This is a genomic window from Streptomyces sp. P1-3 (assembly GCF_050613155.1).
GTDB lineage: Bacteria > Actinomycetota > Actinomycetes > Streptomycetales > Streptomycetaceae > Streptomyces.
In genome coordinates this window covers 4,091,753-4,114,282 of the sequence record NZ_CP192512.1, presented here as the reverse complement: position 1 = coordinate 4,114,282, position 22,530 = coordinate 4,091,753, and the positions used below count along the sequence as shown (strand labels likewise).

The 22,530-nt window shown below is 71.6% G+C and carries 20 protein-coding genes and 4 tRNA genes; 12 read left to right on the top strand and 12 right to left on the bottom strand.

Annotated elements, in window-relative coordinates:
* The first annotated feature begins 21 nt into the window (after positions 1 to 21).
* The gene (locus ACQUSR_RS17685) at positions 22 to 279 is read left to right on the top strand and encodes a DUF3073 domain-containing protein (protein WP_431043535.1); all 258 of its coding nucleotides are present in this window, start codon (positions 22 to 24) and stop codon (positions 277 to 279) included.
* A 117-nt stretch (positions 280 to 396) separates the two neighbouring features.
* Here the strand turns inward: ACQUSR_RS17685 and purM are convergent, their stop codons facing one another.
* The 3 genes from purM to ACQUSR_RS17670 all read right to left on the bottom strand — a co-directional run bounded on the left by purM (position 397) and on the right by ACQUSR_RS17670 (position 4,043).
* A complete protein-coding gene (purM, locus tag ACQUSR_RS17680) occupies positions 397 to 1,494 on the bottom strand; it encodes a phosphoribosylformylglycinamidine cyclo-ligase (RefSeq protein WP_431043534.1) in 1,098 nt (365 codons plus the stop codon).
* A gap of 55 nt (positions 1,495 to 1,549) precedes the next feature.
* A complete protein-coding gene (gene purF / locus ACQUSR_RS17675; RefSeq protein ID WP_431043533.1) occupies positions 1,550 to 3,067 on the bottom strand; it encodes an amidophosphoribosyltransferase in 1,518 nt (505 codons plus the stop codon).
* A 178-nt stretch (positions 3,068 to 3,245) separates the two neighbouring features.
* Positions 3,246 to 4,043: a sterol carrier family protein gene (locus ACQUSR_RS17670; protein ID WP_431043532.1), complete on the bottom strand. Its 798-nt coding sequence runs from the start codon at positions 4,041 to 4,043 to the stop codon at positions 3,246 to 3,248.
* Positions 4,044 to 4,159: 116 nt separating this feature from the next.
* Here ACQUSR_RS17670 and ACQUSR_RS17665 point away from each other — a divergent pair, with 116 nt between their 5' ends.
* Entirely contained in the window at positions 4,160 to 4,558 is a 399-nt protein-coding gene (locus ACQUSR_RS17665; RefSeq protein ID WP_431043531.1) for a nuclear transport factor 2 family protein, read from the top strand.
* Positions 4,559 to 4,661: 103 nt separating this feature from the next.
* Here the strand turns inward: ACQUSR_RS17665 and purL are convergent, their stop codons facing one another.
* Genes purL through purS form a run of 3 tightly spaced genes read right to left on the bottom strand, consistent with a single transcriptional unit; the run spans position 4,662 to position 7,875 of the window.
* On the bottom strand, positions 4,662 to 6,911 hold the full coding sequence (purL, locus tag ACQUSR_RS17660) for a phosphoribosylformylglycinamidine synthase subunit PurL (protein WP_431043530.1): 2,250 nt from the start codon (positions 6,909 to 6,911) through the stop codon (positions 4,662 to 4,664).
* Positions 6,908 to 7,612 (bottom strand): phosphoribosylformylglycinamidine synthase subunit PurQ, encoded by a 705-nt coding sequence (gene purQ / locus ACQUSR_RS17655; RefSeq protein ID WP_431043529.1) that lies wholly within the window; start codon positions 7,610 to 7,612, stop codon positions 6,908 to 6,910. Before purQ ends, purL begins: the two co-directional genes overlap by 4 nt.
* Positions 7,609 to 7,875 (bottom strand): phosphoribosylformylglycinamidine synthase subunit PurS, encoded by a 267-nt coding sequence (gene purS / locus ACQUSR_RS17650; RefSeq protein ID WP_431043528.1) that lies wholly within the window; start codon positions 7,873 to 7,875, stop codon positions 7,609 to 7,611. The genes purQ and purS overlap by 4 nt, the downstream gene beginning before the upstream one ends.
* A gap of 301 nt (positions 7,876 to 8,176) precedes the next feature.
* Between purS and ACQUSR_RS17645 the strand changes: the two genes are divergently transcribed.
* The 9 genes from ACQUSR_RS17645 (at position 8,177) to ACQUSR_RS17605 (ending at position 13,115) form a co-directional block, all read left to right on the top strand.
* A complete protein-coding gene (locus tag ACQUSR_RS17645; RefSeq protein WP_431043527.1) occupies positions 8,177 to 8,494 on the top strand; it encodes a histone-like nucleoid-structuring protein Lsr2 in 318 nt (105 codons plus the stop codon).
* 185 nt (positions 8,495 to 8,679) lie between these two features.
* A tRNA-Gly gene (locus ACQUSR_RS17640) sits at positions 8,680 to 8,751 on the top strand.
* A gap of 46 nt (positions 8,752 to 8,797) precedes the next feature.
* A tRNA-Gly gene (locus tag ACQUSR_RS17635) sits at positions 8,798 to 8,869 on the top strand.
* Between the two features lie 79 nt (positions 8,870 to 8,948).
* A tRNA-Gly gene (locus ACQUSR_RS17630) sits at positions 8,949 to 9,021 on the top strand.
* Between the two features lie 168 nt (positions 9,022 to 9,189).
* The gene (locus ACQUSR_RS17625; RefSeq protein ID WP_431043526.1) at positions 9,190 to 10,131 is read left to right on the top strand and encodes an ABC transporter ATP-binding protein; all 942 of its coding nucleotides are present in this window, start codon (positions 9,190 to 9,192) and stop codon (positions 10,129 to 10,131) included.
* Positions 10,128 to 10,925 (top strand): ABC transporter permease, encoded by a 798-nt coding sequence (locus tag ACQUSR_RS17620; protein ID WP_431043525.1) that lies wholly within the window; start codon positions 10,128 to 10,130, stop codon positions 10,923 to 10,925. The genes ACQUSR_RS17625 and ACQUSR_RS17620 overlap by 4 nt, the downstream gene beginning before the upstream one ends.
* Positions 10,926 to 10,944: 19 nt before the next feature.
* On the top strand, positions 10,945 to 12,378 hold the full coding sequence (locus ACQUSR_RS17615; protein ID WP_431043524.1) for a sensor histidine kinase: 1,434 nt from the start codon (positions 10,945 to 10,947) through the stop codon (positions 12,376 to 12,378).
* Positions 12,375 to 13,010, top strand: a complete 636-nt coding sequence (locus tag ACQUSR_RS17610; protein ID WP_431043523.1) for a response regulator transcription factor — start codon at positions 12,375 to 12,377, stop codon at positions 13,008 to 13,010. The genes ACQUSR_RS17615 and ACQUSR_RS17610 overlap by 4 nt, the downstream gene beginning before the upstream one ends.
* Before the next feature lie 32 nt (positions 13,011 to 13,042).
* Positions 13,043 to 13,115 (top strand) — tRNA-Gly (locus ACQUSR_RS17605).
* Positions 13,116 to 13,162: 47 nt separating this feature from the next.
* On the opposite strand, the gene ACQUSR_RS17600 is transcribed toward ACQUSR_RS17605, so the two are convergent.
* From ACQUSR_RS17600 to purD, 4 genes are all read right to left on the bottom strand, one after another.
* The gene (locus ACQUSR_RS17600) at positions 13,163 to 14,062 is read right to left on the bottom strand and encodes a phosphoribosylaminoimidazolesuccinocarboxamide synthase (protein WP_431043522.1); all 900 of its coding nucleotides are present in this window, start codon (positions 14,060 to 14,062) and stop codon (positions 13,163 to 13,165) included.
* 79 nt (positions 14,063 to 14,141) lie between these two features.
* The gene (locus tag ACQUSR_RS17595; RefSeq protein ID WP_431043521.1) at positions 14,142 to 15,692 is read right to left on the bottom strand and encodes a N,N-dimethylformamidase beta subunit family domain-containing protein; all 1,551 of its coding nucleotides are present in this window, start codon (positions 15,690 to 15,692) and stop codon (positions 14,142 to 14,144) included.
* A 331-nt stretch (positions 15,693 to 16,023) separates the two neighbouring features.
* Complete coding sequence (locus ACQUSR_RS17590; RefSeq protein WP_431047651.1) at positions 16,024 to 18,231, bottom strand: hypothetical protein; 2,208 nt, start codon at positions 18,229 to 18,231, stop codon at positions 16,024 to 16,026.
* 292 nt (positions 18,232 to 18,523) lie between these two features.
* Entirely contained in the window at positions 18,524 to 19,780 is a 1,257-nt protein-coding gene (gene purD / locus ACQUSR_RS17585; RefSeq protein WP_431043520.1) for a phosphoribosylamine--glycine ligase, read from the bottom strand.
* Between the two features lie 305 nt (positions 19,781 to 20,085).
* On the opposite strand from purD, the gene ACQUSR_RS17580 reads away from it, so the two are divergent.
* Positions 20,086 to 20,847, top strand: coding sequence for an SLATT domain-containing protein (locus ACQUSR_RS17580; protein WP_431043519.1), 762 nt, complete (start codon positions 20,086 to 20,088; stop codon positions 20,845 to 20,847).
* Between the two features lie 6 nt (positions 20,848 to 20,853).
* Here ACQUSR_RS17580 and ACQUSR_RS17575 read toward each other — a convergent pair whose 3' ends face one another.
* Positions 20,854 to 21,504 (bottom strand): hypothetical protein, encoded by a 651-nt coding sequence (locus ACQUSR_RS17575; RefSeq protein ID WP_431043518.1) that lies wholly within the window; start codon positions 21,502 to 21,504, stop codon positions 20,854 to 20,856.
* A 104-nt stretch (positions 21,505 to 21,608) separates the two neighbouring features.
* A complete protein-coding gene (locus ACQUSR_RS17570) occupies positions 21,609 to 22,397 on the bottom strand; it encodes a GntR family transcriptional regulator (RefSeq protein WP_431043517.1) in 789 nt (262 codons plus the stop codon).
* Positions 22,398 to 22,530: the final 133 nt, after the last annotated feature.

Sequence of the window (22,530 nt, the reverse complement as noted above, 5' to 3'; positions counted from 1 at the left end):
CGTCGTTGAGGGGGTCGAGCCATGGGGCGCGGCCGGGCCAAGGCCAAGCAGACGAAGGTCGCCCGCCAGCTGAAGTACAACAGCGGTGGGACGGACCTCTCACGCCTGGCCGAGGAGCTGGGCGCATCGCAATCGAGCCAGCCGCCGAATGGCGAGCCGTTCGAGGACGATGAGCACGACGAGGATCCGTACGCACAGTACGCGGATCTGTACAACGACGACGAGGACGAGGACGACGACCAGTCGTCGGGGTCGTCCGCGCACCGCCGTCGCGCCTGAGCGCGCACGCGCAGCTGGCATCCAGCCACTCGCTGCACCTCCGCCGGTCCGGGGCAACCGCCTCGGACCGGCTTCTGTGCTGCCTTCAGGGCGCCGCCCAGCTCGCGGCTCGCGCCCTCAGCTCGCGTAGTCACCGGTCAGCGCCACCGCTTCGGTGTGGCCACCGTCGCGCTCCAGGATCTCGCCGCACACCCAGGAGTCGACGCCGCGGTCCGCGAACGTGGTCAGCGCCACGTCGACGGACTCCTGCGGGACGACCGCGATCATGCCCACGCCCATGTTGAGCGTCTTCTCCAGCTCCAGCCGCTCCACCGAGCCGGCCTGGCCGACCAGGTCGAAGATCGCGCCCGGCGTCCAGGTCGACCGGTCCACCGTGGCGTGCAGGTGGTCGGGGATGACCCGAGCCAGGTTGTTGGCCAGACCGCCGCCGGTGATGTGCGAGAAGCCGTGCACCTCCGCGGTACGGGTGAGGGCCAGGCAGTCCAGCGAGTAGATCCGGGTGGGCTCCAGCAGCTCCTCGCCCAGAGTCCGGCCGAGCTCCGGAACCTCGCGGTCCAGCGCCCACCCGGCCCGGTCGAAGAGCACATGCCGGACGAGTGAGTACCCGTTCGAGTGAAGTCCGGACGACGCCATCGCGATCACCGCGTCACCCGTACGGATACGATCGGCGCCCAGCACCCGGTCCGCCTCGACCACACCGGTGCCCGCGCCCGCCACGTCGAACTCGTCCTCGCCCAGCAGGCCGGGGTGCTCGGCGGTCTCGCCGCCGACCAGCGCGCAGCCGGCCAGCACACAGCCTTCGGCGATGCCCTTCACGATCGCGGCGACCCGCTCCGGGTAGACCTTGCCGACGCAGATGTAGTCCGTCATGAACAGCGGCTCGGCGCCGCAGACGACCAGGTCGTCCACGACCATGCCGACCAGGTCGTGGCCGATGGTGTCGAAGACGCCCATCTTCCGCGCGATGTCCACCTTGGTGCCGACGCCGTCGGTGGCCGACGCCAGCAGCGGCCGCTCGTACCGCTTGAGGGCGGAGGCGTCGAACAGACCGGCGAAGCCGCCCAGGCCGCCGACGACCTCCGGACGGGTGGCCTTCTTCACCCAGTCCTTCATCAGCTCGACGGCGCGGTCGCCCGCCTCGATGTCGACGCCCGCGCTCGCGTAGCTGGCACCGGTGCCCGCGTGCGGGACACGATCAGAAGACTCAAGCGACATGGCTGGGAACTTTCGTGTCGTGTGATGACGTTGAGTGTCGTGTGATGACGAAGCGTTACGGACGGCGCAGCGCGTCCGCGGCGTCGGCACCGCCGGCGAGCTCGGTCTCCAGGAGGTGCTTGCCCAGCAGCTCCGGGTCCGGCAGCTCCATGGGGTACTCGCCGTCGAAGCAGGCCCGGCACAGGTTCGGCTTGGCGATCGTGGTCGCCTCGATCATGCCGTCGATGGAGATGTACGCGAGCGAGTCCGCGCCCAGCGACTTGCCGATCTCCTCGACCGACAGACCGTTGGCGATCAGCTCGGCGCGGGTGGCGAAGTCGATACCGAAGAAGCACGGCCACTTGATGGGCGGGGAGGAGATCCGGATGTGGACCTCGGCCGCGCCCGCCTCACGGAGCATCCGCACCAGCGCGCGCTGGGTGTTGCCGCGCACGATCGAGTCGTCCACGACGACCAGACGCTTGCCTCGGATGACTTCCTTGAGGGGATTCAGCTTGAGCCGGATACCCAGCTGCCGGATGGTCTGCGACGGCTGGATGAAGGTCCGGCCCACGTAGGCGTTCTTCACCAGGCCCGAGCCGTACGGGATGCCGCTGGCCTCGGCGTAGCCCACCGCGGCCGGAGTGCCGGACTCCGGGGTGGCTATCACCAGGTCGGCGTCGGCGGGCGCCTCGGCGGCGAGCCTGCGGCCCATCTCGACCCGGGAGAGGTAAACGTTCCGCCCGGCGATGTCGGTGTCGGGGCGGGCGAGGTACACGTACTCGAAGACGCAGCCCTTCGGCCTGGCCTCGGCGAACCGGGACGTCCGCATGCCGTTCTCGTCGATGGCGATCAGCTCGCCCGGCTCCACCTCGCGGATGAAGCTGGCGCCGACGATGTCCAGGGCGGCGGTCTCCGAGGCCACCACCCAGCCGCGCTCCAGGCGGCCGAGGACCAGCGGGCGGATGCCCTGCGGGTCGCGGGCGGCGTACAGCGTGTGCTCGTCCATGAAAACGAGGCTGAAAGCGCCCTTGACCTTCGGCAGGATCTGGGTGGCGGATGCCTCGATCGTCAGCGGCTTGCCGTCGCCGTCGACCTGGCCGGCCAGCAGCGCGGTCACCAGGTCGGTGTCGTTGGTCGCCGCCACCTGGGTGGCCCGGCCGTTCTCCCGGGGCAGCTCCGCGACCAGCTCCGCCAGCTCGGCGGTGTTGACCAGGTTGCCGTTGTGGCCGAGGGCGATCGAGCCGTTGGCCGTGGCCCGGAACGTCGGCTGCGCGTTCTCCCACACCGAGGCCCCGGTGGTGGAGTAGCGGGCATGGCCGACCGCGATGTGGCCTTGAAGGGATCCGAGGGAGGTCTCGTCGAAGACCTGGGAAACCAGGCCCATGTCCTTGAAGACGAGGATCTGTGAGCCGTTGCTCACTGCGATGCCCGCGGACTCCTGTCCACGGTGCTGCAGCGCGTACAGCCCGAAATAGGTGAGTTTGGCGACCTCTTCACCCGGAGCCCAGACACCGAAGACGCCGCAAGCGTCCTGGGGGCCCTTCTCGCCGGGGAGCAGGTCGTGGCTGAGTCGTCCGTCACCACGTGGCACGCCATCGAGTCTAGGCCAGTTCCGCCGCACCTCCGAACGAGGGACGCCCTCACAGACGCACATCACACCCCTCGAACGCGCCCCGCCAGCGAACTGTCGTTGACGGGGCGGGCCCGGCTGCGGCGAGGATCACATTTCCGCCGACCGGCCGGGCCCCGGGACCGGCCGCCGTCCGGCCCTAGCCGAGCAGCGGCAGGTACGCGGCGAGGTCGGCGCGCTCGCCGCTCGCCGTCACCGCGGCGTCCTCGACCGCCTCGCCCCACGTCGTACGCCCTGTGGCGAGGCGGATCCAGGTCAGCGGGTCGGTCTCGACCACGTTCGGCGGGGTGCCGCGGGTGTGCCGCGGTCCCGCGACGCACTGGACGACGGCGAACGGCGGGATCCGGACCTCCACCGACCCCCCGGGCGCCTTCGCCGCGAGCGCGTCCGCGAGCAGCCGGACGGCCGCGGCCAGGGCCTGGCGGTCATACGGGATCTCCAGCCCGGTGGCCGCCGCGAGGTCGTCGGTGTGGACGACCAGCTCCACGCAGCGGGTGACGAGCAGCTCGTCCAGGCGCATGGCGCCGACGCGGGCGGACAGCAGCCGGTCGGCGGGGACGGGGGCCACCAGCGCCTCGTACCGCGCGGCGGCGCGCTCCAGCAGGTCGGCGGGGGCGGCCCCGGCGGCGACCGCGCGCGTGTCCTCCTCGATCCGTCCTGCGTGCTCGGCCGTCGAGAGGACCCAGTCCGTGGCGGTCGCCTCCGGGGTGGGCGGCGCGGGGCGCTCCAGGTTCCCGTTCACGTGCTCCACCGCCATGGCCAGGTGCGCGACGAGGTCCGCCACGGTCCACGCCCCGAGCCGGGTGGGGGCACCGAGCCGCGCGGCGTCGAGCCCCGCCACGGCGTCCCGTACGTGCCGGAACTGCGCCGCGACCGCGGCCCGGGTCCGGGCGAGGTCGTAGCGGCGGGCGCGAGGCTTGCGGGGGGCGCCGGGCATGCCGGTGATCTTACTCAGCGGGTCTGACACCACGGCGTGGACAGCCACCGGGGCCCGGCAGATGATGGAAAAGAGGCTGAATCCGCAGAATTCCCGCAAGAAGGGGGTGCGTTGCCATGGGCGAGCACCCGGACAGCGCTCTGGTACGGCGTGGCTACGACGCGTTCACCAGGGGTGACATGGACACCCTGGCCATGATGATGACGTCGGACTGTGTCCACCACGTGCCCGGCAATGGCCCGGTGTCCGGCCATCACAAGGGTCGCGACGCCTGCATCGCGCTGTACCGCCGGATGCACGAGGAGACGGGCGGCACGATGCGTGTCGAGCTCGAAACCGTGACCGCCGACGGGCGCGGGCACGCCATCTCCGTCCACAAGTTCTACGCGGACCGCAAGGACCGCGGCATGGAGATGCGCGAGGCCCTGTTCTTCACCATCGTCGGCGGCAAGATCAGCGACATCGACGAGTGCTGGGAGGACATCGACGTCGAGGACGAGTTCTGGAGCAACTGACCGCACGCGGCGCCCCGGGCCGGACGTACGGCGTACGTCCGGCCCGGGGTGTGTGTAGCAGCGTGCGTACGACCTGAGGCGGCCCTCAGGTGAACCGCGGCCCTCAGACCAGCAGGCCGGGGATGGTCGCCTCGTGCGCCTCCTTGAGCTCGGCCAGCGGAACGCTGAACTCGCCCTGGAGCTCCACCTCTTCGCCGTCGATCACGCCGACGCGCGTGGCCGGGAGGCCGCGGGCGCCGCACATGTCGTTGAAGCGGAGCTCCTCGCTGCGCGGCACCGCGACGACCGCGCGGCCCGCCGACTCGGAGAAGAGGAAGGTGAAGGCGTCCAGACCGTCCGGCACGACCAGGCGCGCGCCCTTCCCGCCCCGCAGGCAGGACTCGACAACAGCCTGGACCAGACCGCCGTCGGACAGGTCGTGCGCCGCGTCGATCATGCCGTCGCGGGAGGCGGAGATCAGGATCTCGGCCAGCAGCCGCTCCCGCTCCAGGTCCACCCGCGGCGGCAGACCGCCGAGGTGGTCGTGGACGACCTGGGACCAGGCCGAGCCGCCGAACTCCTCGCGCGTGTCGCCGAGCAGGTAGAGCAGCTGGCCCTCCTCCCGGAACGCGATCGGGGTGCGGCGGGTGACGTCGTCGATCACACCGAGCACCGCGACGACGGGGGTCGGGTGGATCGCGGTCTCGCCGGTCTGGTTGTACAGCGAGACATTGCCGCCGGTGACCGGGGTGCCGAGCGTCTGGCAGCCGTCGGCCAGACCGCGGGTGGCCTCGGCGAACTGCCACATGACGTCCGGGTCCTCGGGCGAGCCGAAGTTCAGGCAGTTGGAGATCGCCAGCGGCCTGGCGCCCGAGGCGGCGACGTTGCGGTACGACTCGGCCAGCGCCAGCTGCGCGCCCGTGTACGGGTCGAGCTTGGCGTAGCGGCCGTTGCCGTCCGTCGCGACCGCGACGCCGAGGTTGGTCTCCTCGTCGACGCGGATCATGCCGGAGTCCTCCGGCTGGGCGAGGATCGTGTTGCCCTGGACGAACCGGTCGTACTGGTCGGTGACCCAGGACTTGGACGCCTGGTTCGGGGAGGCGACCAGCTTCAGGACCTGCGCGCGCAGCTCCTCGGCGGTCTGCGGGCGCGGGAGCGCGTTCGCGTCGTCCGCCTGCAGGGCGTCCTGCCACTGGGGGCGGGCGTAGGGCCGGTGGTAGGTCGGACCCTCGTGGGCGACGGTGCCGGGCGGCACGTCCACGATCTGCTCGCCGTGCCAGAAGATCTCCAGCTGCTCGCCGTCGGTGACCTCACCGATGACGGTGGCGATGACGTCCCACTTCTCGCAGATCTCCAGGAAGCGGTCGACGTTGCCGGGCTCGACGATCGCGCACATGCGCTCCTGTGACTCGCTCATGAGGATCTCCTCGGGCGAGAGCGTCGCGTCGCGCAGCGGAACGGTGTCCAGCTCGACCCGCATGCCGCCGGAGCCGGCGGAGGCCAGCTCGGAGGTGGCGCAGGACAGGCCGGCGCCACCGAGGTCCTGGATGCCCTCGACGAGGTGCTCCCGGAAGATCTCCAGGGTGCACTCGATGAGGAGCTTCTCCTGGAAGGGGTCGCCGACCTGGACCGCGGGGCGCTTGGTGGGCTTGGTGTCGTCGAAGGTCTCCGAGGCCAGCACGGACACGCCGCCGATGCCGTCGCCGCCGGTGCGGGCCCCGTAGAGGATGACCTTGTTGCCGGCGCCGGAGGCCTTGGCGAGGTGGATGTCCTCGTGCTTCATCACGCCCACGCACAGGGCGTTGACCAGCGGGTTGCCCTGGTAGCAGGGGTCGAAGACGACCTCGCCGCCGATGTTGGGCAGGCCCAGGCAGTTGCCGTAGCCGCCGATGCCCGCGACGACGCCGGGCAGCACGCGCTTGGTGTCGGGGTGGTCGGCCGCGCCGAACCGCAGCGGGTCCATCACGGCGACCGGGCGGGCGCCCATGGCGAGGATGTCGCGGACGATGCCGCCGACGCCGGTGGCCGCGCCCTGGTACGGCTCGATATACGAGGGGTGGTTGTGCGACTCGACCTTGAAGGTGACCGCGTACCCCTGGCCGACGTCGACGACACCGGCGTTCTCGCCGATGCCGACGAGCAGGGCGTCGTTCTCGGGGGCCTTCTCGCCGAACTGCTTGAGGTGGACCTTGCTCGACTTGTACGAGCAGTGCTCGGACCACATGACGGAGTACATGGCGAGCTCGGCACCGGTGGGACGGCGGCCGAGGATGTCCCGGATGCGCTCGTACTCGTCCTGCTTGAGGCCGAGTTCGGCCCAGGGCTGCTCGACGTCCGGGGTCTCGGCCGCGTGCTTGACCGTGTCCAGGCTCATGTGGTGACCAGCTTCTTGAGGATCGAGGTGAAGAATCCGAGACCGTCGGTGCCACCGGTGCCGACCAGCGGATCCACGGCGTGCTCGGGGTGCGGCATCAGACCGACGACGTTGCCCGCCGCATTGGTGATGCCCGCGATGTCGCGGAGCGAGCCGTTGGGGTTGCCGTATCCATGAGCGGCCGCGCCGCGGGCCACGTACCGGAAGACGACCCGGCCCTCGGCCTCCAGCTCGTCCAGGACGCGCTCTTCGGCGACGTACCGGCCGTCGATGTTCTTCAGCGGAATGTTGATCTCCTGACCGAGTTCGTACGAACTCGTCCAGGCCGTCCCGTTGTTTTCCACCCGCAACTTCTGCTCGCGGCAGATGAAGTGCAGATGGTTGTTCCGAAGCATCGCGCCGGGGAGCAGGTGCGTCTCGGTCAGGACCTGGAAGCCATTGCAGATGCCAAGAACGGGCATACCCGCCTTCGCCTGTCCAATGACCGACTCCATGACCGGAGAGAAGCGCGAGATCGCACCGGCGCGCAGATAGTCCCCATAGGAGAAGCCACCGGGAAGCACCACGGCGTCGACCTGCTTGAGATCCTTGTCACGGTGCCAGAGCGGCACCGCTTCCAGGCCCGCGACGCGTACCGCCCGCTGGGTGTCCCGGTCGTCCAGCGTGCCGGGGAATGTGACGACTCCGACGCGGGCCGTCACGACTCCACCTTCACGTCTTCGTCCTCCAGTCGGACGACGAAGTCCTCGATGACGGTGTTGGCGAGGAACGTCTCGGCGATCTCTCGGATGCGGGCGAGGGCGGCGTCGTCGACCGGCCCCTCCACCTCAAGTTCGAAACGCTTGCCCTGGCGGACATCGGAGATCCCGTCGAATCCCAGGCGGGGCAGTGCGCGCTGCACCGCCTGGCCCTGCGGGTCGAGGATCTCCGGCTTGAGCATGACGTCGACTACGACGCGTGCCACTGGCACTCCCGGTGTGATGTGGTGCGTAAGGCGGTGGCCTAAGCGTACCCCGCGAGAAAATCTACGCGGGTAGATATACTTGCACCCCGGTCACGTTTAAGCATCGGCGGCAAGAAGGTGTGCGGAAAGGGGCCGGAAAAACGTAGGGTCCCGATTGCGGCGTGACACGCGGATGAAATTCGCGGGGCTTCACAATGCAATGCCCGCCGCTGTACAAAAGAAAAAGCATTGGCCCCATACACCCTCACACTCGGCATCTACGCACGTCAACGCATCGATGCCGCCGAAAGGACCGATATCCGTGGCGCAGCGCGTAGTGGTCACGCTCTCTGACGACATCGACGGCGGGGAGGCAGAGGAGACGGTCACCTTCGGACTCGACGGCCGGATGTACGAGATCGACCTCAACTCCGCCAACGCGAAGAAACTGCGCGGCGCCCTCGCCCCGTACGTCGCGGCCGGCCGCAAGCGCTCACGCTCCGGCAAGGCCTACCACCGCACGGCCGTGGCACCGGACCCGGCGGCGGTGCGCGCGTGGGCCCAGTCGCGCGGGATGGAGGTGCCGCCACGCGGCCGCATTCCGAAGAAGGTCTACGAAGCGTTCAACGAGGCCAGCTGAACCCGGCCGAACCCGGTGGGAGAAATGACCCCCAACGGGGCGAAAACGCCCAACGAGGGGAATTGAACCGCCCGTTCGGCGTCGGCTCCGGCGTCCGGAGCCGAGTTGCGCGACGCCCCCGGTGATCCGCTAGAGTCTGGAGCACGCCGAGGGGCGAGGCCGAAAGGCAAAACCCCGAGGAACGCGCGGGTGTAGCTCAGTAGTAGAGCGCCCTCTTTCCAAGAGGGAGGCGCAGTGTGCGATCCCTGTCACCCGCTCTCATCACTTGCCGGATCTTCTCGATGGATCAGGCGAAGTGACGATGCGGGTGTAGCTCAGTAGTAGAGCGCCCCCTTTCCAAGGGGGAGGCGCAGTGTGCGATCCCTGTCACCCGCTCTCCGCCACGTACCGGACCACCTCGGTGGATCAGGTATGGTGGTTCTCGCGCCGATCGGTGAAAGCCGGTCGGAGGCATGCGGACGTAGCTCAGTTGGTAGAGCGCAACCTTGCCAAGGTTGAGGTCGCGAGTTCGAGCCTCGTCGTCCGCTCTTGGAGCGAAGGCCCCGGTCATCAGGACCGGGGCTTTCGTCGTTTCACGGCACGGATCCCACAGCGTTCTGGCCGACGGGATACGGCACCGATCCCATGACATCTGTCATCTCAAGTGATGACAGGTCGCACTGCCTTCCGGCGCCCGCCACCGGGAGCCTTGAATCATGGAACACGGCGAGAATGTGATCGAGGCCACGGAGGTGTGGCGCAGGTACGACGGCGGATTCGCGGCGGTGCGGGGCGCCTCCTTCTCCGTAGCGCGGGGGGAGCTGTTCGCCCTGCTCGGGACGAACGGCGCGGGCAAGACCTCCACCGTCGAGCTGCTGGAGGGGCTCGCGGTGCCGGACGAGGGATCGGTGCGGCTGCTCGGACACGATCCGCACCGGGAGCGCGCGCAGGTGCGCCCGCGGATCGGGGTGATGCTGCAGGAAGGCGGCTTCCCTTCGGAACTGACCGCGGCGGAGACGGCACGGATGTGGGCGGGCTGCACCAGCGGGGCCCGGCAGGTGACCGACGCTCTGGAGGCGGTCGGACTCGCGGAGCGGCGGGACGTCCGGGTCAAGCAGTTGTCCGGTGGCGAGCGGCGGCGGCTCGATCTGGCGCTGGCTCTGCTGGGCCGGCCCGATGTGCTGTTCCTGGACGAGCCGACGACCGGACTCGACGCGGAGGGGCGGCGTGAGACCTGGGAACTGGTGCGGTCGTTGCGGGACAGCGGCACGACCGTCCTGCTGACCACCCACTATCTGGAGGAGGCCGAGGAACTGGCCGATCGGCTCGCGATCATGCACGAGGGTCGGATAGCCGCCTCCGGCCGCGTCGCCGAAGTCGTCGCGCGGTACCCCTCGCGCATCTCCTTCCAGCTGCCGGACTCTTACGTGCTCGCAGACCTGCCGCCGCTTCCCGAACTGGGGGTCACGGGCCATGAGGCGACAGGGTGCCAGGTGCGGCTGCTCACGGACGACCTTCAGCGGACCGCCACCGGACTGCTGCTGTGGGCGCGGGACGCGGGGGTGGAGCTGCGCGGCCTCGACGCCCGGTCGGCCTCGTTGGAAGAGGCGTTCCTGGACATGGCGAAGGAGCTGGAGACGGAGGGGATCTCACGATGAGCGCGGAGATACTCACGGCGCGCGGCGCACAGCGGGCGAGCGGGACCGCGGCACGGCTGAGGGCGCTGGGCCGGGCCGAGCTGACACTGCTGCGGCGGAACAAAGTGGCCCTGTTCACCACACTGGTGCTGCCCCTGACCTTCACCACGGCCATGAAATCCACCGTCGACGGCTTGAACCTCAAGGACGCCGGGCTCTCCCCGGGGACGGTGCTGCTGCCGGGCGCGCTCGGCTTCGTACTGCTCTTCGGTGTCTATTCCCATCTCGTGCCGGCCTACGTGGTGCGGCGGGACGAACTGGTCCTCAAGCGACTGCGCTGCGGGGAACTGACCGACCAGGAGATCCTCGCCGGCACGGCACTGCCGTCGGTCGTCATCGCACTGGTGCAGTGTCTGCTGGTGGCCGCGGGCGCTGCACTGGTCCTGGACGTCGCGCCTCCTGAGGCCCCGCATCTGGCGCTCGCCGGGGTGCTCTTCGGGACGGTGATGCTGGTGGCGCTGGCCGCCGCGACGGCCGGAGTGACCCGGTCCGCTGAGGGCGCCCAACTGAGTGTGATGCCGCTGCTGATGCTCTCGATGGCCGGCTCCGGGCTGGTCTTCCCGCTGGAGGTGCTGCCGGATCGGATCGCCTCGGCATGTGAGGTGCTGCCGCTGACGCCCGTGGTCGGGCTGATACGGGCCGGGTGGACGGGCGGCTCGGGGCAGACCCTGGCACAGCTGGGCACGGCGGTGGTCTGGACTGGCGTGGCGGTGTTTGCTGTACGGCGGTGGTTCCGCTGGGAGCCTCGGCGCTGAGAGGGAGAGGGGCGACGGCGTGGCCGGGCGGAAATGGCGCAGTAGGAGCAGGCTCGCGCAGGTCGACCTGTACACGCGATGGACTCTGTACTCCTTCGCCTGGCTGGCTCCCGCCGCCACCCTGCTGTTCCTGACCACAGTGCCGGTGCGCACGTCGGGAGCGCCGCTCACGCTGATCTTGCTGGTCGCGGCGCTGGCCCTCGTGCAGGGTGTGTCCGGTATGGGGCTGATGCGCGGCGGACTGGACCAGTATCTGAAGACCGGGACAGTCGCCCGTCGGCAGACTGCGATCGGGGCCGCGCTGCTGGTCGGGATGGTCGGAGGGGTGCTGGCGCTGGCATCGCTCGGCGACCTGGAGCGCTCCGGAGTGATCGCGTCGCTGCTGACGTCCGTCAGCACCCCGTTCCTTGCGGCGCACGTCCTGATGGTGCCGGTGCGGACGGCGATCGTGGCGCAGGTGGGCATCGCGGTCGTCGCAGGTGGCGGGCTGGTGGCGATCGGCAGCGGGGTCCAGACCGCGGTGGGAGCGTCCCTGGTGATGCTGGTCATCATCGGCTGGGTCGCCTTCACCGTCCGGTGTTCGGCGTGGGTGCTGGCGGTGATGTGGGAGCTGGACGCGGCCCGGGGTGTCCAGGCCCGGCTGGCCGTGGCGGAGGAACGACTGCGTTTCGGCCGGGACATGCATGACGTCCTGGGCCGCAACCTCGCGGTGATCGCCCTCAAGAGCGAGCTGGCCGTCCAGCTGGCGCACCGGGGGTCGGCGGCGGCCGTGGACCAGATGACCGAGGTGCAGCGCCTCGCGCAGGACTCTCAGAGGGAGGTGCGGGACGTGGTGCGCGGCTATCGGGAGGCTGATCTGCACACCGAGTTCGTGGGTGCCCGCTCGGTGCTGCGAGCGGCCGGCGTGGACTGCCGGATCGACGACGGCGGGGCAGGGGGCGAGCCCGACGACGGAGCGTTGGGCGAAGCACCGGACGGGGCGCCGCTGCCGGAGGCGGTGCAGTCGGCGCTGGCATGGGTCGTGCGGGAGGGGACGACGAATGTGCTGCGGCACGCCGAGGCCCGGCACTGCACGGTGCGACTGCGGGTGGGGGATGCGGCGGTGCTGGTGATGGAGAACGACGGGGTGCGCGACACCACGGGCAAGGGACCCGCCGCAGGAGGCGGCGGAGGGCCGGGGAGTGGGAGCGAGCCCAAGGGCGGGGGTGGCTCGGGAGGAGGGCCGGGCAGTGGGGTGAGGGACGAGAGGGCCTCCGGAGGGGGGCCGGGGAGTGGGCTCAGAGGGCTGCGGGAGCGGCTGGCGGCACTGGGCGGCACCGTGGGCATCGAGTCCCGCCCCGGCGGCGTCTTCCGGCTCACGGCGGAGGTGCCGCTGGTGGACGGGGAATCGCCGACCGGGTCGCAGGCCGGGCTGGCGGAGGCGGTTGCCGGGACGGGAGGCGAGGAGCGGTGACGGAGCGGACCGGCACAGGCTGCGAGGAGGTGCGGCTGCTGCTCGCCGACGATGAGCATCTGATCCGGGGTGCCCTGGCCGCGCTGCTGGCGCTGGAAGACGATCTGCGGGTTGTCGCCGAGGCAGCGACCGGGCCCGAGGCCCTGGCGATGGCGCGGGCGCACCGGCCCGATGTGGCGGTGCTGGATCTGCAGATGCCGGGCGCGGACGGTGTGGCGGTTGCCACATCGTTGCGGACCGAGCTGCCCGACTGCCGGATCATGATCGTCACCAGTCATGGCCGCCCTGGCCACCTCAAGCGGGCACTGGCGGCCGGGGTGCGGGGGTTCGTACCGAAGACGGTGTCGGCACAGCGGCTTGCGGAGATCATCCGCGCGGTGCACAGCGGAAGCCGTTATGTGGACCCCGAGTTGGCGGCGGACGCGATAAGCGCCGGAGACTCCCCGTTGTCCGCGCGCGAGGCGGAGCTGCTGGAGCTGGCGGAGGGCGGGGCACCCATCGCGGAGATCGCGCGGCGGGCGGCGCTGACGCCGGGAACGGTGCGCAATTACCTCTCGTCGGCCGTGGCGAAGCTGAACGCGGAGAATCGGCATGCGGCCGCGCGCATCGCACGCGAGCAAGGTTGGCTATAGTGGACTCCGCACCGCACGGAAGTGCGGGGCATGCGGACGTAGCTCAGTTGGTAGAGCGCAACCTTGCCAAGGTTGAGGTCGCGAGTTCGAGCCTCGTCGTCCGCTCTTGATAGCGAAGGCCCCGGTCATCACGACCGGGGCCTTCGGCGTTCCTAGGACCAGCGGGTGCCGGTGAGGCGCTCGTATGCCTCCACGTACTTGGCGCGGGTCTGCTCGACGATCTCCGCCGGGAGCGAGGGCGGGGGCAGGGTGCCGTGGCGGTCCCAGCCGGAGGCCGGGGAGGTCAGCCAGTCGCGGACGAACTGCTTGTCGAAGGACGGCTGGGCGCGGCCCGGCTGCCACTGGTCCTCGGGCCAGAAGCGGGACGAATCGGGGGTCAGCACCTCGTCGGCGAGGATCAGCTGCTCGCCCTCGTAGCCGAATTCGAACTTGGTGTCGGCGAGGATGATCCCGCGGTCGCGCGCGACGTCCCGGGCCCGGTTGTAGACGGCGAGGGTGAGCTGGCGCAGGTGCGCGGCGGTCTCGGCGCCGACCTGGCGGGCGACCTCCTCGTAGGAGACGTTCTCGTCGTGCTCGCCGACCTCGGCCTTGGTGGCCGGAGTGAAGATCGGGGACGGCAGTTCGGAGCCGTTGACCAGACCCTCGGGGAGGGCGAGCCCGCAGACCGTGCGGTCCCGCTCGTACTCGATGAGGCCGGAACCGGTCAGGTAGCCGCGCGCCACGCACTCGACCGGGATCATCTTCAGCGACCGGCAGACCATGGTGCGCCCGGCCCAGTCGGCGGGGGCTCCCGCGGGGACCTCCGTCGACAGCACATGGCTGGGGACGAGGTCGGCGAGCTGGTCGAACCACCACAGGGAGAGCCGGGTGAGGACGCGCCCCTTGTCGGGGATCTCGGTGGGCAGCACCCAGTCGTAGGCGGACATCCGGTCGCTGGCGACCATCACGAGGTCGCCGTTCTCGTTCCGGTAGAGGTCGCGCACCTTGCCGGTGTGCAGGTGCTCAAGGCCCGGCACCTCGACCGGTTCGGGCTTCTCTACGAATCCGGACACGGATCCTCCTGGGGGTTTCGACCAAGTGCTCTGATTGTCCCCCACGGCCCCGGGCGCTGGTGACACGGGTCCGCCCTGGTCAGTCGCGTTTGCACATACGGTCCAGCAGGTTCGCGGTGGCGCGCTGGATGCGCTCGTCGACATGGCCGGGCCGGTCCAGCGCCGGTGACCAGGCGAAAGTGCCGGAGGCGAAGACGAGTGCGCCGCTGGGCGCGCGGTACAGCGAGGTCTCCTGGTGGCGTGCGGCGCCGTCCCCGTCGGCGTACGGCGAGTGGGCGAGGAGGATCCGCCGGGTGTGTTCGGGCAGGTTCGTCCGGGGGAAGTAGCGGTCGGCCTCGCCGGCCACCAGGCCGGGCAGTTCGTCCCCCTCGCATGCGCCGGTGGCCTCCCACAGCCAGTGGTCGGCGTTGCGGACGACCAGCGGGTGGGGTTCGGGGACCCGCCCCGCGTACTGGATGCCGATCACTTCCTGCTCGGGCTCCGCCGTCTCCCGCCACAGCGCGGAGCGGCCCGGTCCGCGGCGCTTGCGGCAGGTCAGCAGCCGGTCCGGGCCGGCCGGCGAGGGTGCGAGCTCCACCTGCCAATACATGGTGTTGGCGGACAGGAAGACCAGCGAGGTGCCCGTGTCACGGGCGAGCTCGACCGTGCGGCGCATGGGAACCGACCAGTACTCGTCGTGGCCGGGGAAGACCAGGGCGCGGTAGCGGGCGGGATCGATCCGGCCGGCGTGCAGATCGCGGGTGTCGGCGTAGGCGAGGTCGTAGCCGTACCGCTCGGCCCAGCGGATGAAGTCGTAGGCGTGGCCCACATGCAGGGGCAGGCCCGCGCCCGCGTACGGCCGGTCGAAGGAGACCGTGACCGCCGCGTCCTGCTCGCCGAGCAGCCGTCCGTGCTCGTCCCACGCGTGGTAGAGGCTGGCGCCGGTGTGGCCGTCCTCGGGGTAGAGGTTGTACGCCTGCCAGGTGATGTCCGGCAGTACCAGCAGCAGATCGGCCGGATGGTCGTCGCGCACGGTGAAGGGGATGTGGCTGCGGTAGCCGTCGGCGGTGGTCAGCACGGCGACATAGGCGCCCAGCTGCCAGTACGAGGGGATCTGGAGCCGCCACGACAGCCACCAGTGGTGGCAGGAGACGGTGCGGTCGGCGGTGAGCGGCGGCGGCTGGACGATGCCGGACAGCCGCGGGCTGGTGGTGATCTTCGCGGCGCCGTCCCCGGCGTAGTGCCCGATGCGGTAGACGTCCACGCTGAACTGCTGGGGCGGATCGACGGTGATACGGAAGTCGATGGCCTCGCCGGGGGCGACCGCCGGGGTGGAGGTGAAGCCCTTGATCTGCCGGTGGACGTCATCGGCGGTGCGCGGACCGGAGACACCGGGGCGAGTGCTGGTGCGACCGGAGCCCCGCGTCGAGCCACGTGCGGCGCCTCCGGGACCGGCGGCCGGGCGCGGCCCGGAGACCGGGCCCGCCCCGGGGCCGTCGCCGTAGTCCACGTACCACGGCACGACATGACCGGTGTCGTCGAAATAGTGCTCGCTGCCCCGCAGCCACGGCAGCGGCCCCTGACCGAAGGGGTCCGTCACCGCATGCGCGAGTGCCCCCGACTCCCAGCGCCGGATGTGCTCCGTCCCCATGCGCGCTCCCCTCCCGTTCTTCCCCCCGGCGGCCCACGCCCCGCCCGTCCGCTATCCCGTCGCCCGCTTCGCTCGGCCGCTCCCCGCTCGTCCCCGTGCAGATCCGCTCACTCTGCTGTCGGGCCGAGTACTGGCGGTCGACTACAAGCACATCACATAACGCACCCACTCCATCACTGTTCGTCGCGAATTGGCGGGAGTGAACTTTCCCGGACACGGCGCGTACCACCTCGCACACCACGCCGCGCGCGACGCGGCGTCTCACGAGAACCCGCGGCGCGCCTCGCGGCGGCCCGCGACGTCTCGCGGTTGTCCGCGGCGTCTCGCGGACTCACGCCAGGCGCACGGGCTTCTCCGAGCGGACGCCGATCTCCGCCAGCCACGCGCGCAGCGGCCGGGCGTCGCCGTCCTCGACCAGGCTCAGCACCGGTGGCGCCAGGTCGGGCGCGCGGCGGCCGTCGACGAGCAGCACGGGCCCGTCCAGCCAGTCCAGGCCGGGCTCCGCTCCCGCGGTGTCCACAGCGGCGCAGCACACGATGGCGGTGACGTGGTCGGCGAGCAGCTCGCGGCCGGTGCGCGGCGGCTGGAGCGGGAACAGCGGCACGTACCCGTCGATCCAGGTGTCGGCCACGACCACGGCCGCGCCCTGGCCGCGGCTGTCCGCCGCACGGCCCGGATCCAGCCCGTCCACCGCCGCCTGGCTCGCCGCGCGCCGGGCCGCGGTCTCCTCACGGGCCAGCTCGCCGGTCAGCCGCGCGGCCAGCTCCTCCCCCGCGTCGGCGGCGGCGACGGCCGCCTGAGGTGTCGCCGCACCGCCGCGCCCCGGGGCGGACAGCCGGTCCATGACCCGTGCAAGGGTCGCCGTACGGACCTCCGGCGCGCCCGACCTTGGCCGGCGCCCGTCGGACTCGATCCCCTCGCGCCGGAGCCCCTCGCGCCGGAGGTCCACAGGCCCGAGGTCCACGCCCCGGAGCCCCTCGGACAGGAACTCCTCGGACCGCCGGTCGCCCCGCTGATCGCCGCGGCGATCGCCCCGGTGCGGCGCGCTCTCACGGCCGGGGGCGTCGGAGGAAGGCTCGTCCAGCACGCGCAGCAGTCGCGCGGCCTCCAGCCGCCACTTGCGGTCGACCACCTGCTCCGGATAGTGCTCCCACTCAACGGGAGTCCAGCCCGGTCCCGGCCGGGGCGGGCCGCCGTGGAACAACCGGGCGGCCAGCAGCGAGGTCGCCTCGTCGACGACCCCCGGCTCCTCCAGCAGATCGCAGGCGGGGCGCTCACCGAGCCGGGAGGTGAAACCCTCGGCCAGCCGGTCGCGGCGGGACAGCTCGGTGAGGGCCGAGACGACGCCCGCGTCCAGCTGCGAGGGCCAGCGGCCCATCCGCCACGCGGGCAGCGCGACCCGGGTCAGCAGCCGGTCCCAGCCCGCGTAGGCGAGCCCCACCTGCTCCTGGGCGACGATCCGCAGACCGTAGTCCACGTTCTGCGCACGCTCGGAGGCGGCTGCGGCGACGCCGCGCTCCATTTCGGCCACGTGGTCCCGGCAACTGCGCAGCAGCAGCCGGGCGACCCAGCCGACGAAGGCGAGGGCGGGACGGCGCAGCACCCGTTCGAAAGCGAGCGTCACGACGCGCCGCGCACGGCCGCCGCCCACCGCGCCCTCCGGGCCGCCACCGCCTGTCGCGGCGCCCGCCTGGAAGGCAGCGGCAGCGCCGTACGGGACGTCCCCGGGGAAGCCCGGTGCCACCGGGCGCGATCCGCCGCCCTGAGCCGCGACGGCGACCGCCGCGTCCAGACCGCGCACGAATCGCCGGGCGGCGGCTATGTCGGGGTGGGCGGACGGGCCCGTACCCGCGACGACCGGTGCGAGCAGTGCGCGCAGCTCGGCGACGCGCATCCACCACAGGAACGGTGAGCCGATCACCAGGACCGGGGCCTGCGGTGCCCGACCGCCGCGCCCGCGCGTGCCCGCGCGCCGGTCCCCTGCCGTACCCGGGTCCTCGGCGCCTGTGCCCGCGTCGGCCGCGCCCGTGCCCGTATCACCGCGCGCGGCGGCCGTACCCGCGGTCGCCGGCACACCCCGGTCCGTCGCCCCGGCGCCCGCGCCCGCCCTGGACCGGCCGTGCGCGCGGTGCGTACGGTCCTCCAGCCAGCTGTCGCAGTCAGGGGTCAGAGCTATGGCGGACGGCGCTGGCACCTCCAGGCGGTCGGCCAGGTCGCGGACCAGCCGGTAGAGGTCGGGGGCCGACTCCTCGGGGATCAGCACGGTCGGGCTGAGGGCCGGCCTGGCCAATACGACCACGGCGGCCACCGCGGCCGCCACCAGCAGCACCACCAGGGCCACGCCGGTCACCGCCCACCGCACGGCGCTCCATCCCTCACCGCCGCCGATCCGGCCGGTGGCGCTCCCCACCAGCAGCACCACGGCCGCGGCCGCGGGTAGCAGCGCCACGGCCAGTGCCGTGCCGCGGATCCGCAGCACCGCGAGCGCGCGGGCGCGCGCTGCCTGTGCTCCTGCTTCTGGAACTGCCACGAGTCTGATCACCCCCTACTGCCCTGCTGACGAGTGAGACAGCGGGCGCTTGGCGGCGTTGCTTCGTACTCCCCCCACTGTCACACCGGTCCACGCTGTCGCAATGCCGGTGGGCCAGTTGCCGCAGCGCACCTGAGCGGCACATTAGTTGGGGCAACGGCGCCCGTCAGCAGGATGGCCAAGCGCTCACTCGATGGAATGGGATTGGCCGGAGCAGGCAACCATCAGGCCCTGCCGCCGCGTGGGAGGGCCGGCAGGGCCTGTCGGATCAGTCCTGTCTTGGCGGAGGAGCCGCCGCGCGTCAGCCGGAGGCCGCCTTCAGCGCGATGTCCGTGCGGTGGTGCGAGCCCGGGAGGGTGATCCGCCCGACGGCCCGGTACGCCCGCTCACGCGCCGTGGCCAGATCGGAACCGGTGGCGGTGACGGACAGCACCCGGCCGCCCGCGCTGACCACCTGCCCGGCGGCCTCGTCGCGCCTGGTGCCGGCGTGCAGGACGTACGCCTTGGGCCCGTCCTCCTCCGCCACCTCCTCCAGGCCGGAGATCGGATCGCCGGTGCGCGGCGTGTCCGGGTAGTTGTGGGAGGCGATGACGACGGTCACCGCGGCTCCGTCGCTCCAGCGCAGCGGCGGCTCCGCGGCCAGGTTGCCGGTGGCGGCGTTGCGCAGCACGCCGGCCACGGGGGTCTTGAGGCGGGCCAGGACGACCTGGGTCTCCGGGTCGCCGAAGCGCGCGTTGAACTCGATGACGCGCACGCCGCGCGAGGTGATCGCCAGGCCGGCGTAGAGCAGTCCGGAGAAGGGCGTGCCGCGGCGGCGCAGCTCGTCGACGGTGGGCTGGAGGACGGTTTCGAGGACCTCGTCGGCGAGCCGCGGATCGGCCCAGGGCAGCGGGGAGTACGCGCCCATGCCGCCGGTGTTGGGGCCCTCGTCGGCGTCGTACGCGCGCTTGAAGTCCTGCGCGGGCTGGAGCGGGAGGACCGTCTCACCGTCGGTGATGGCGAACAGCGACACCTCCGGGCCGTCCAGGAACTCCTCGATGACGACACGCTCGCAGGCCAGGGCGTGGGCGCGGGCCTGCTCGACGTCGGCGGTCACCACGACGCCCTTGCCCGCGGCGAGGCCGTCGTCCTTGACCACGTACGGGGCGCCGAAGGCGTCGAGGGCTTCGTCGATCTCCTCCGGGGTGGTGCAGACGTAACTGCGGGCGGTGGGCACCCCGGCCGCCGCCATCACGTCCTTGGCGAACGCCTTCGAGCCTTCCAGCTGCGCGGCCTCCGCGGACGGGCCGAAGACGGGGATGCCCCGGTCGCGCACCGCGTCCGAGACACCGGCGACGAGCGGGGCCTCCGGACCGACGACCACGAGGTCCGCCTCCAGCGAGGCGGCGAGGTCGGCGACGGCGGCGCCGTCGAGGACGTCCACGGCGTGCAGGGTGGCCAGCTCGGCGATACCGGCGTTGCCGGGGGCGCAGTGCAGGGCGGTGACGTCGGGGTCGAGGGAGAGAGAGCGGCACAGGGCGTGTTCGCGGGCGCCGCCGCCGATGACGAGGACCTTCACGGTACGCAGCCTATTGCCTCGCCGGTTGGCCCATGGCGCGCGGGCCGCCCGGCGGCCCGTCCGGCACCCCTCGTACGTCACGGCCGCGGCTCGTACGTCACGGCCGCGGCGGTGCGTACGTCACAAGGCGCCCGGGCGGCGGGGCGTGGCCGTGTCCCCTTTCGGGTGAGGGCGGGGACGCCCCTATATCCGATCAGCCACCACGTACGGGCGGAAATATCCCGATCGCGGCGGTGAGGCCAACCGTTCGGCGGTAGGAATGGTGGCTCTCGTCAGAGAACGCAACCGCAGCAGGGAGCGCACGGGTGAGTCAGCCGGAGATGCAGCCCGAGGGGCCCCTGGAGCCCCCTCGGCAGGGACGGAAGCCCCCTCGACGGGAACGCGGGAGGAAGCGGGGCGACCTGCTCCGTCAGCCCTTCCCGCTCGGCGACTGGGCCGAGCCCGCCGAGCGTCTGGACGAGCTCTTCCGCTGGGCGGAAGACAGTGCGCTGCGCGTGGCCGAGTGGTACCTCGCCGACCGGGTGTGGAAGCGGCGGACGGCGTTCGCCCTGCGGGTGGGTACCGGGATCGCGGTGGTGGCGGGCGCCACCCTTCCGCTACTGGATCTGAACGGGCTGGTGGGCGAGGGCGCGGGCTGGGGCGCTCTGGCGCTCCTGCTGGCGGTGGCGTGCGTCGCCTGCGACCGGTGCTTCGGGCTGACGTCGGGCTGGATGCGCGACGTGGCGACGGCGCAGGCGGTGCTCCGGCGGCTGGAGGCGCTGCGGTTCGACTGGGCTGCGGAGGGCGTACGGGAGGTGCTGGGCCCCGCCGAGGGCACGGCGAGCGAGGCCGCCGACCGCTGCCTCACCGTGTTGCGGAGGTTCTGCGAGGACGTCTCGGAGCTGGTTCGGGCCGAGACGGCCTGCTGGATGGCGGAGTTCGGGTCCGGCTCCGCGCCGCTGTTCACGCAGGCCCTGGCGATGGGCGCGACCCGCGTGGACGGCGAGGGTCCGGCCGGCCGCCTTCCGCCGCCGCCCGGCGGCCGGCCGAACATGCCGCGGCAGCGGCCGCCCGGGCCGCCGCGTTGAGCGCCGTCAGCTGAATACGATCATGGAGCCCTGGCCCAGGCTGCGGGTCGCGGCCGCGTGCAGGCCGAGCCACACATGGCGTTCCCGGGCGAAGGGGTTGTCCTCGTACGGGAACGACGCCGCGGGCTCCTCCAGGCCGGTGGGGCGGGCGGGGGGCGCCGGGGCGGCCGGCGGGTTGGCCGGGTCGATACCGAGCACCGGGGCGACCGCCTGGAGCTCGCGCAGCAGGCCGTGGCTGGAGCCCAGCGGCCCACCCCCTGCCATCAGTTCGTCGCTGGACAGCGGCGCCGCGAAGTCGACGGGGACGTATGCTCCGGCGTGGTCGTAGTGCCACACCAGATGGGACTGCTGGGCCGTGGGCTCGAACATCTCCAGCAACTGCTCGTAGTCACCGCCGAGTTCGTCCACCGGGGTGACCGCGAGTCCGCACAGCTGCAGCAGGTAGGCGCGGCGCAGGAAGTGCAGCGCGTCGTAGTCGAAGCCGGCGACCGGGGCGACGTCTCCGGACAGGCCCGGCATGTAGCCGAAGACGGGCACGGGTGGGAGCCCGGCTTCGCCGAGGACCTTGTCGTATTCCGCGATCTCCTCGGCGAACGGGTTGTCGGGGCTGTGGCACAGCACATCGACGAGGGGGACCAGCCAGAGGTCACATGCCACGTGATCTCACTCTCGCTCGGGGAACGGCCGTCGGATGGATGGCTGATGGTCGGGCCAGCGTAATGCCCCGAGTACGCTCCGCGAAGTGCGCAGGAGGCGGGAATTCAGCCGTCGTCCGAGCCGCCCGCCGGACCGCCCACGGGTCCACCCGCGGGTCCGTCCACCGGTTCATCCACCCGTCCGTCCACCGGAGGCGAACCGGCGGACGCTCCGGCGCACCCCGCCAGCTCCTCGATGAGCGCCAGCGCATGTGCGTTGTACTCCGAGATGATCCGCTCCGCCGCCGCCGCGTCGGCGCGCGTGACGGCGTCGGTCAGCTCGCCGTGCGCGGCCCACAGCCGCCCGGACAGATCCGGTACGCGGCGCAGATGCGGCACGGTGAACACCCAGCACTGCACCCGCACCCGCTGGAGGAAGTCCGAGACGTACGGATTGCCGACCAGGCCCGTCAGCTCGCGCCAGAACCGCAGGTCGTAGCCGATCAGGATGTCCAGATCGCCGAGGCGGGCGGCGCGTTCGGCCTCATCGGCCCGGCGTCGTACGGAGGCCAGGGCCTCCGGCGAGATCGAGGCCAGCACCTGATCGGCGGAGCGCCGGAACATGCCCTCCACGATCAGCGCCCGGGCCTCGAGCATCGCGCGGAAGTCGTCCAGCGTGAACTCGTGGACCCGGAAGCCCCGGTGCTCCTCGACGTCCAGCAGCCCCTGCGAGCACAGGTCGATGAGCGCTTCGCGGACCGGGGTCGCCGAGACCCCGTACTGCTCGGCCATCTCCTTGACGGTGAACTGCCGGCCGGCCGGGAGCCTGCCCGAGAGCACCTCGTCGCACAGCGCGTCGGCGATCTGCTGACGCAGGGTGCTGCGCTTGACCTGGCTGCTGCCGGGCAGGGGCATCGACGACCGTCTCCTTTGACACTCTCCACGGCCGTCGTCGCGGATGTGCGCGACGGCCCTTGCCTCACGATATGCGAGGGCTGTCGCGGGGAGTACGCCGTGGTCTACACCGCGCTACACCTTCACCGTTCCC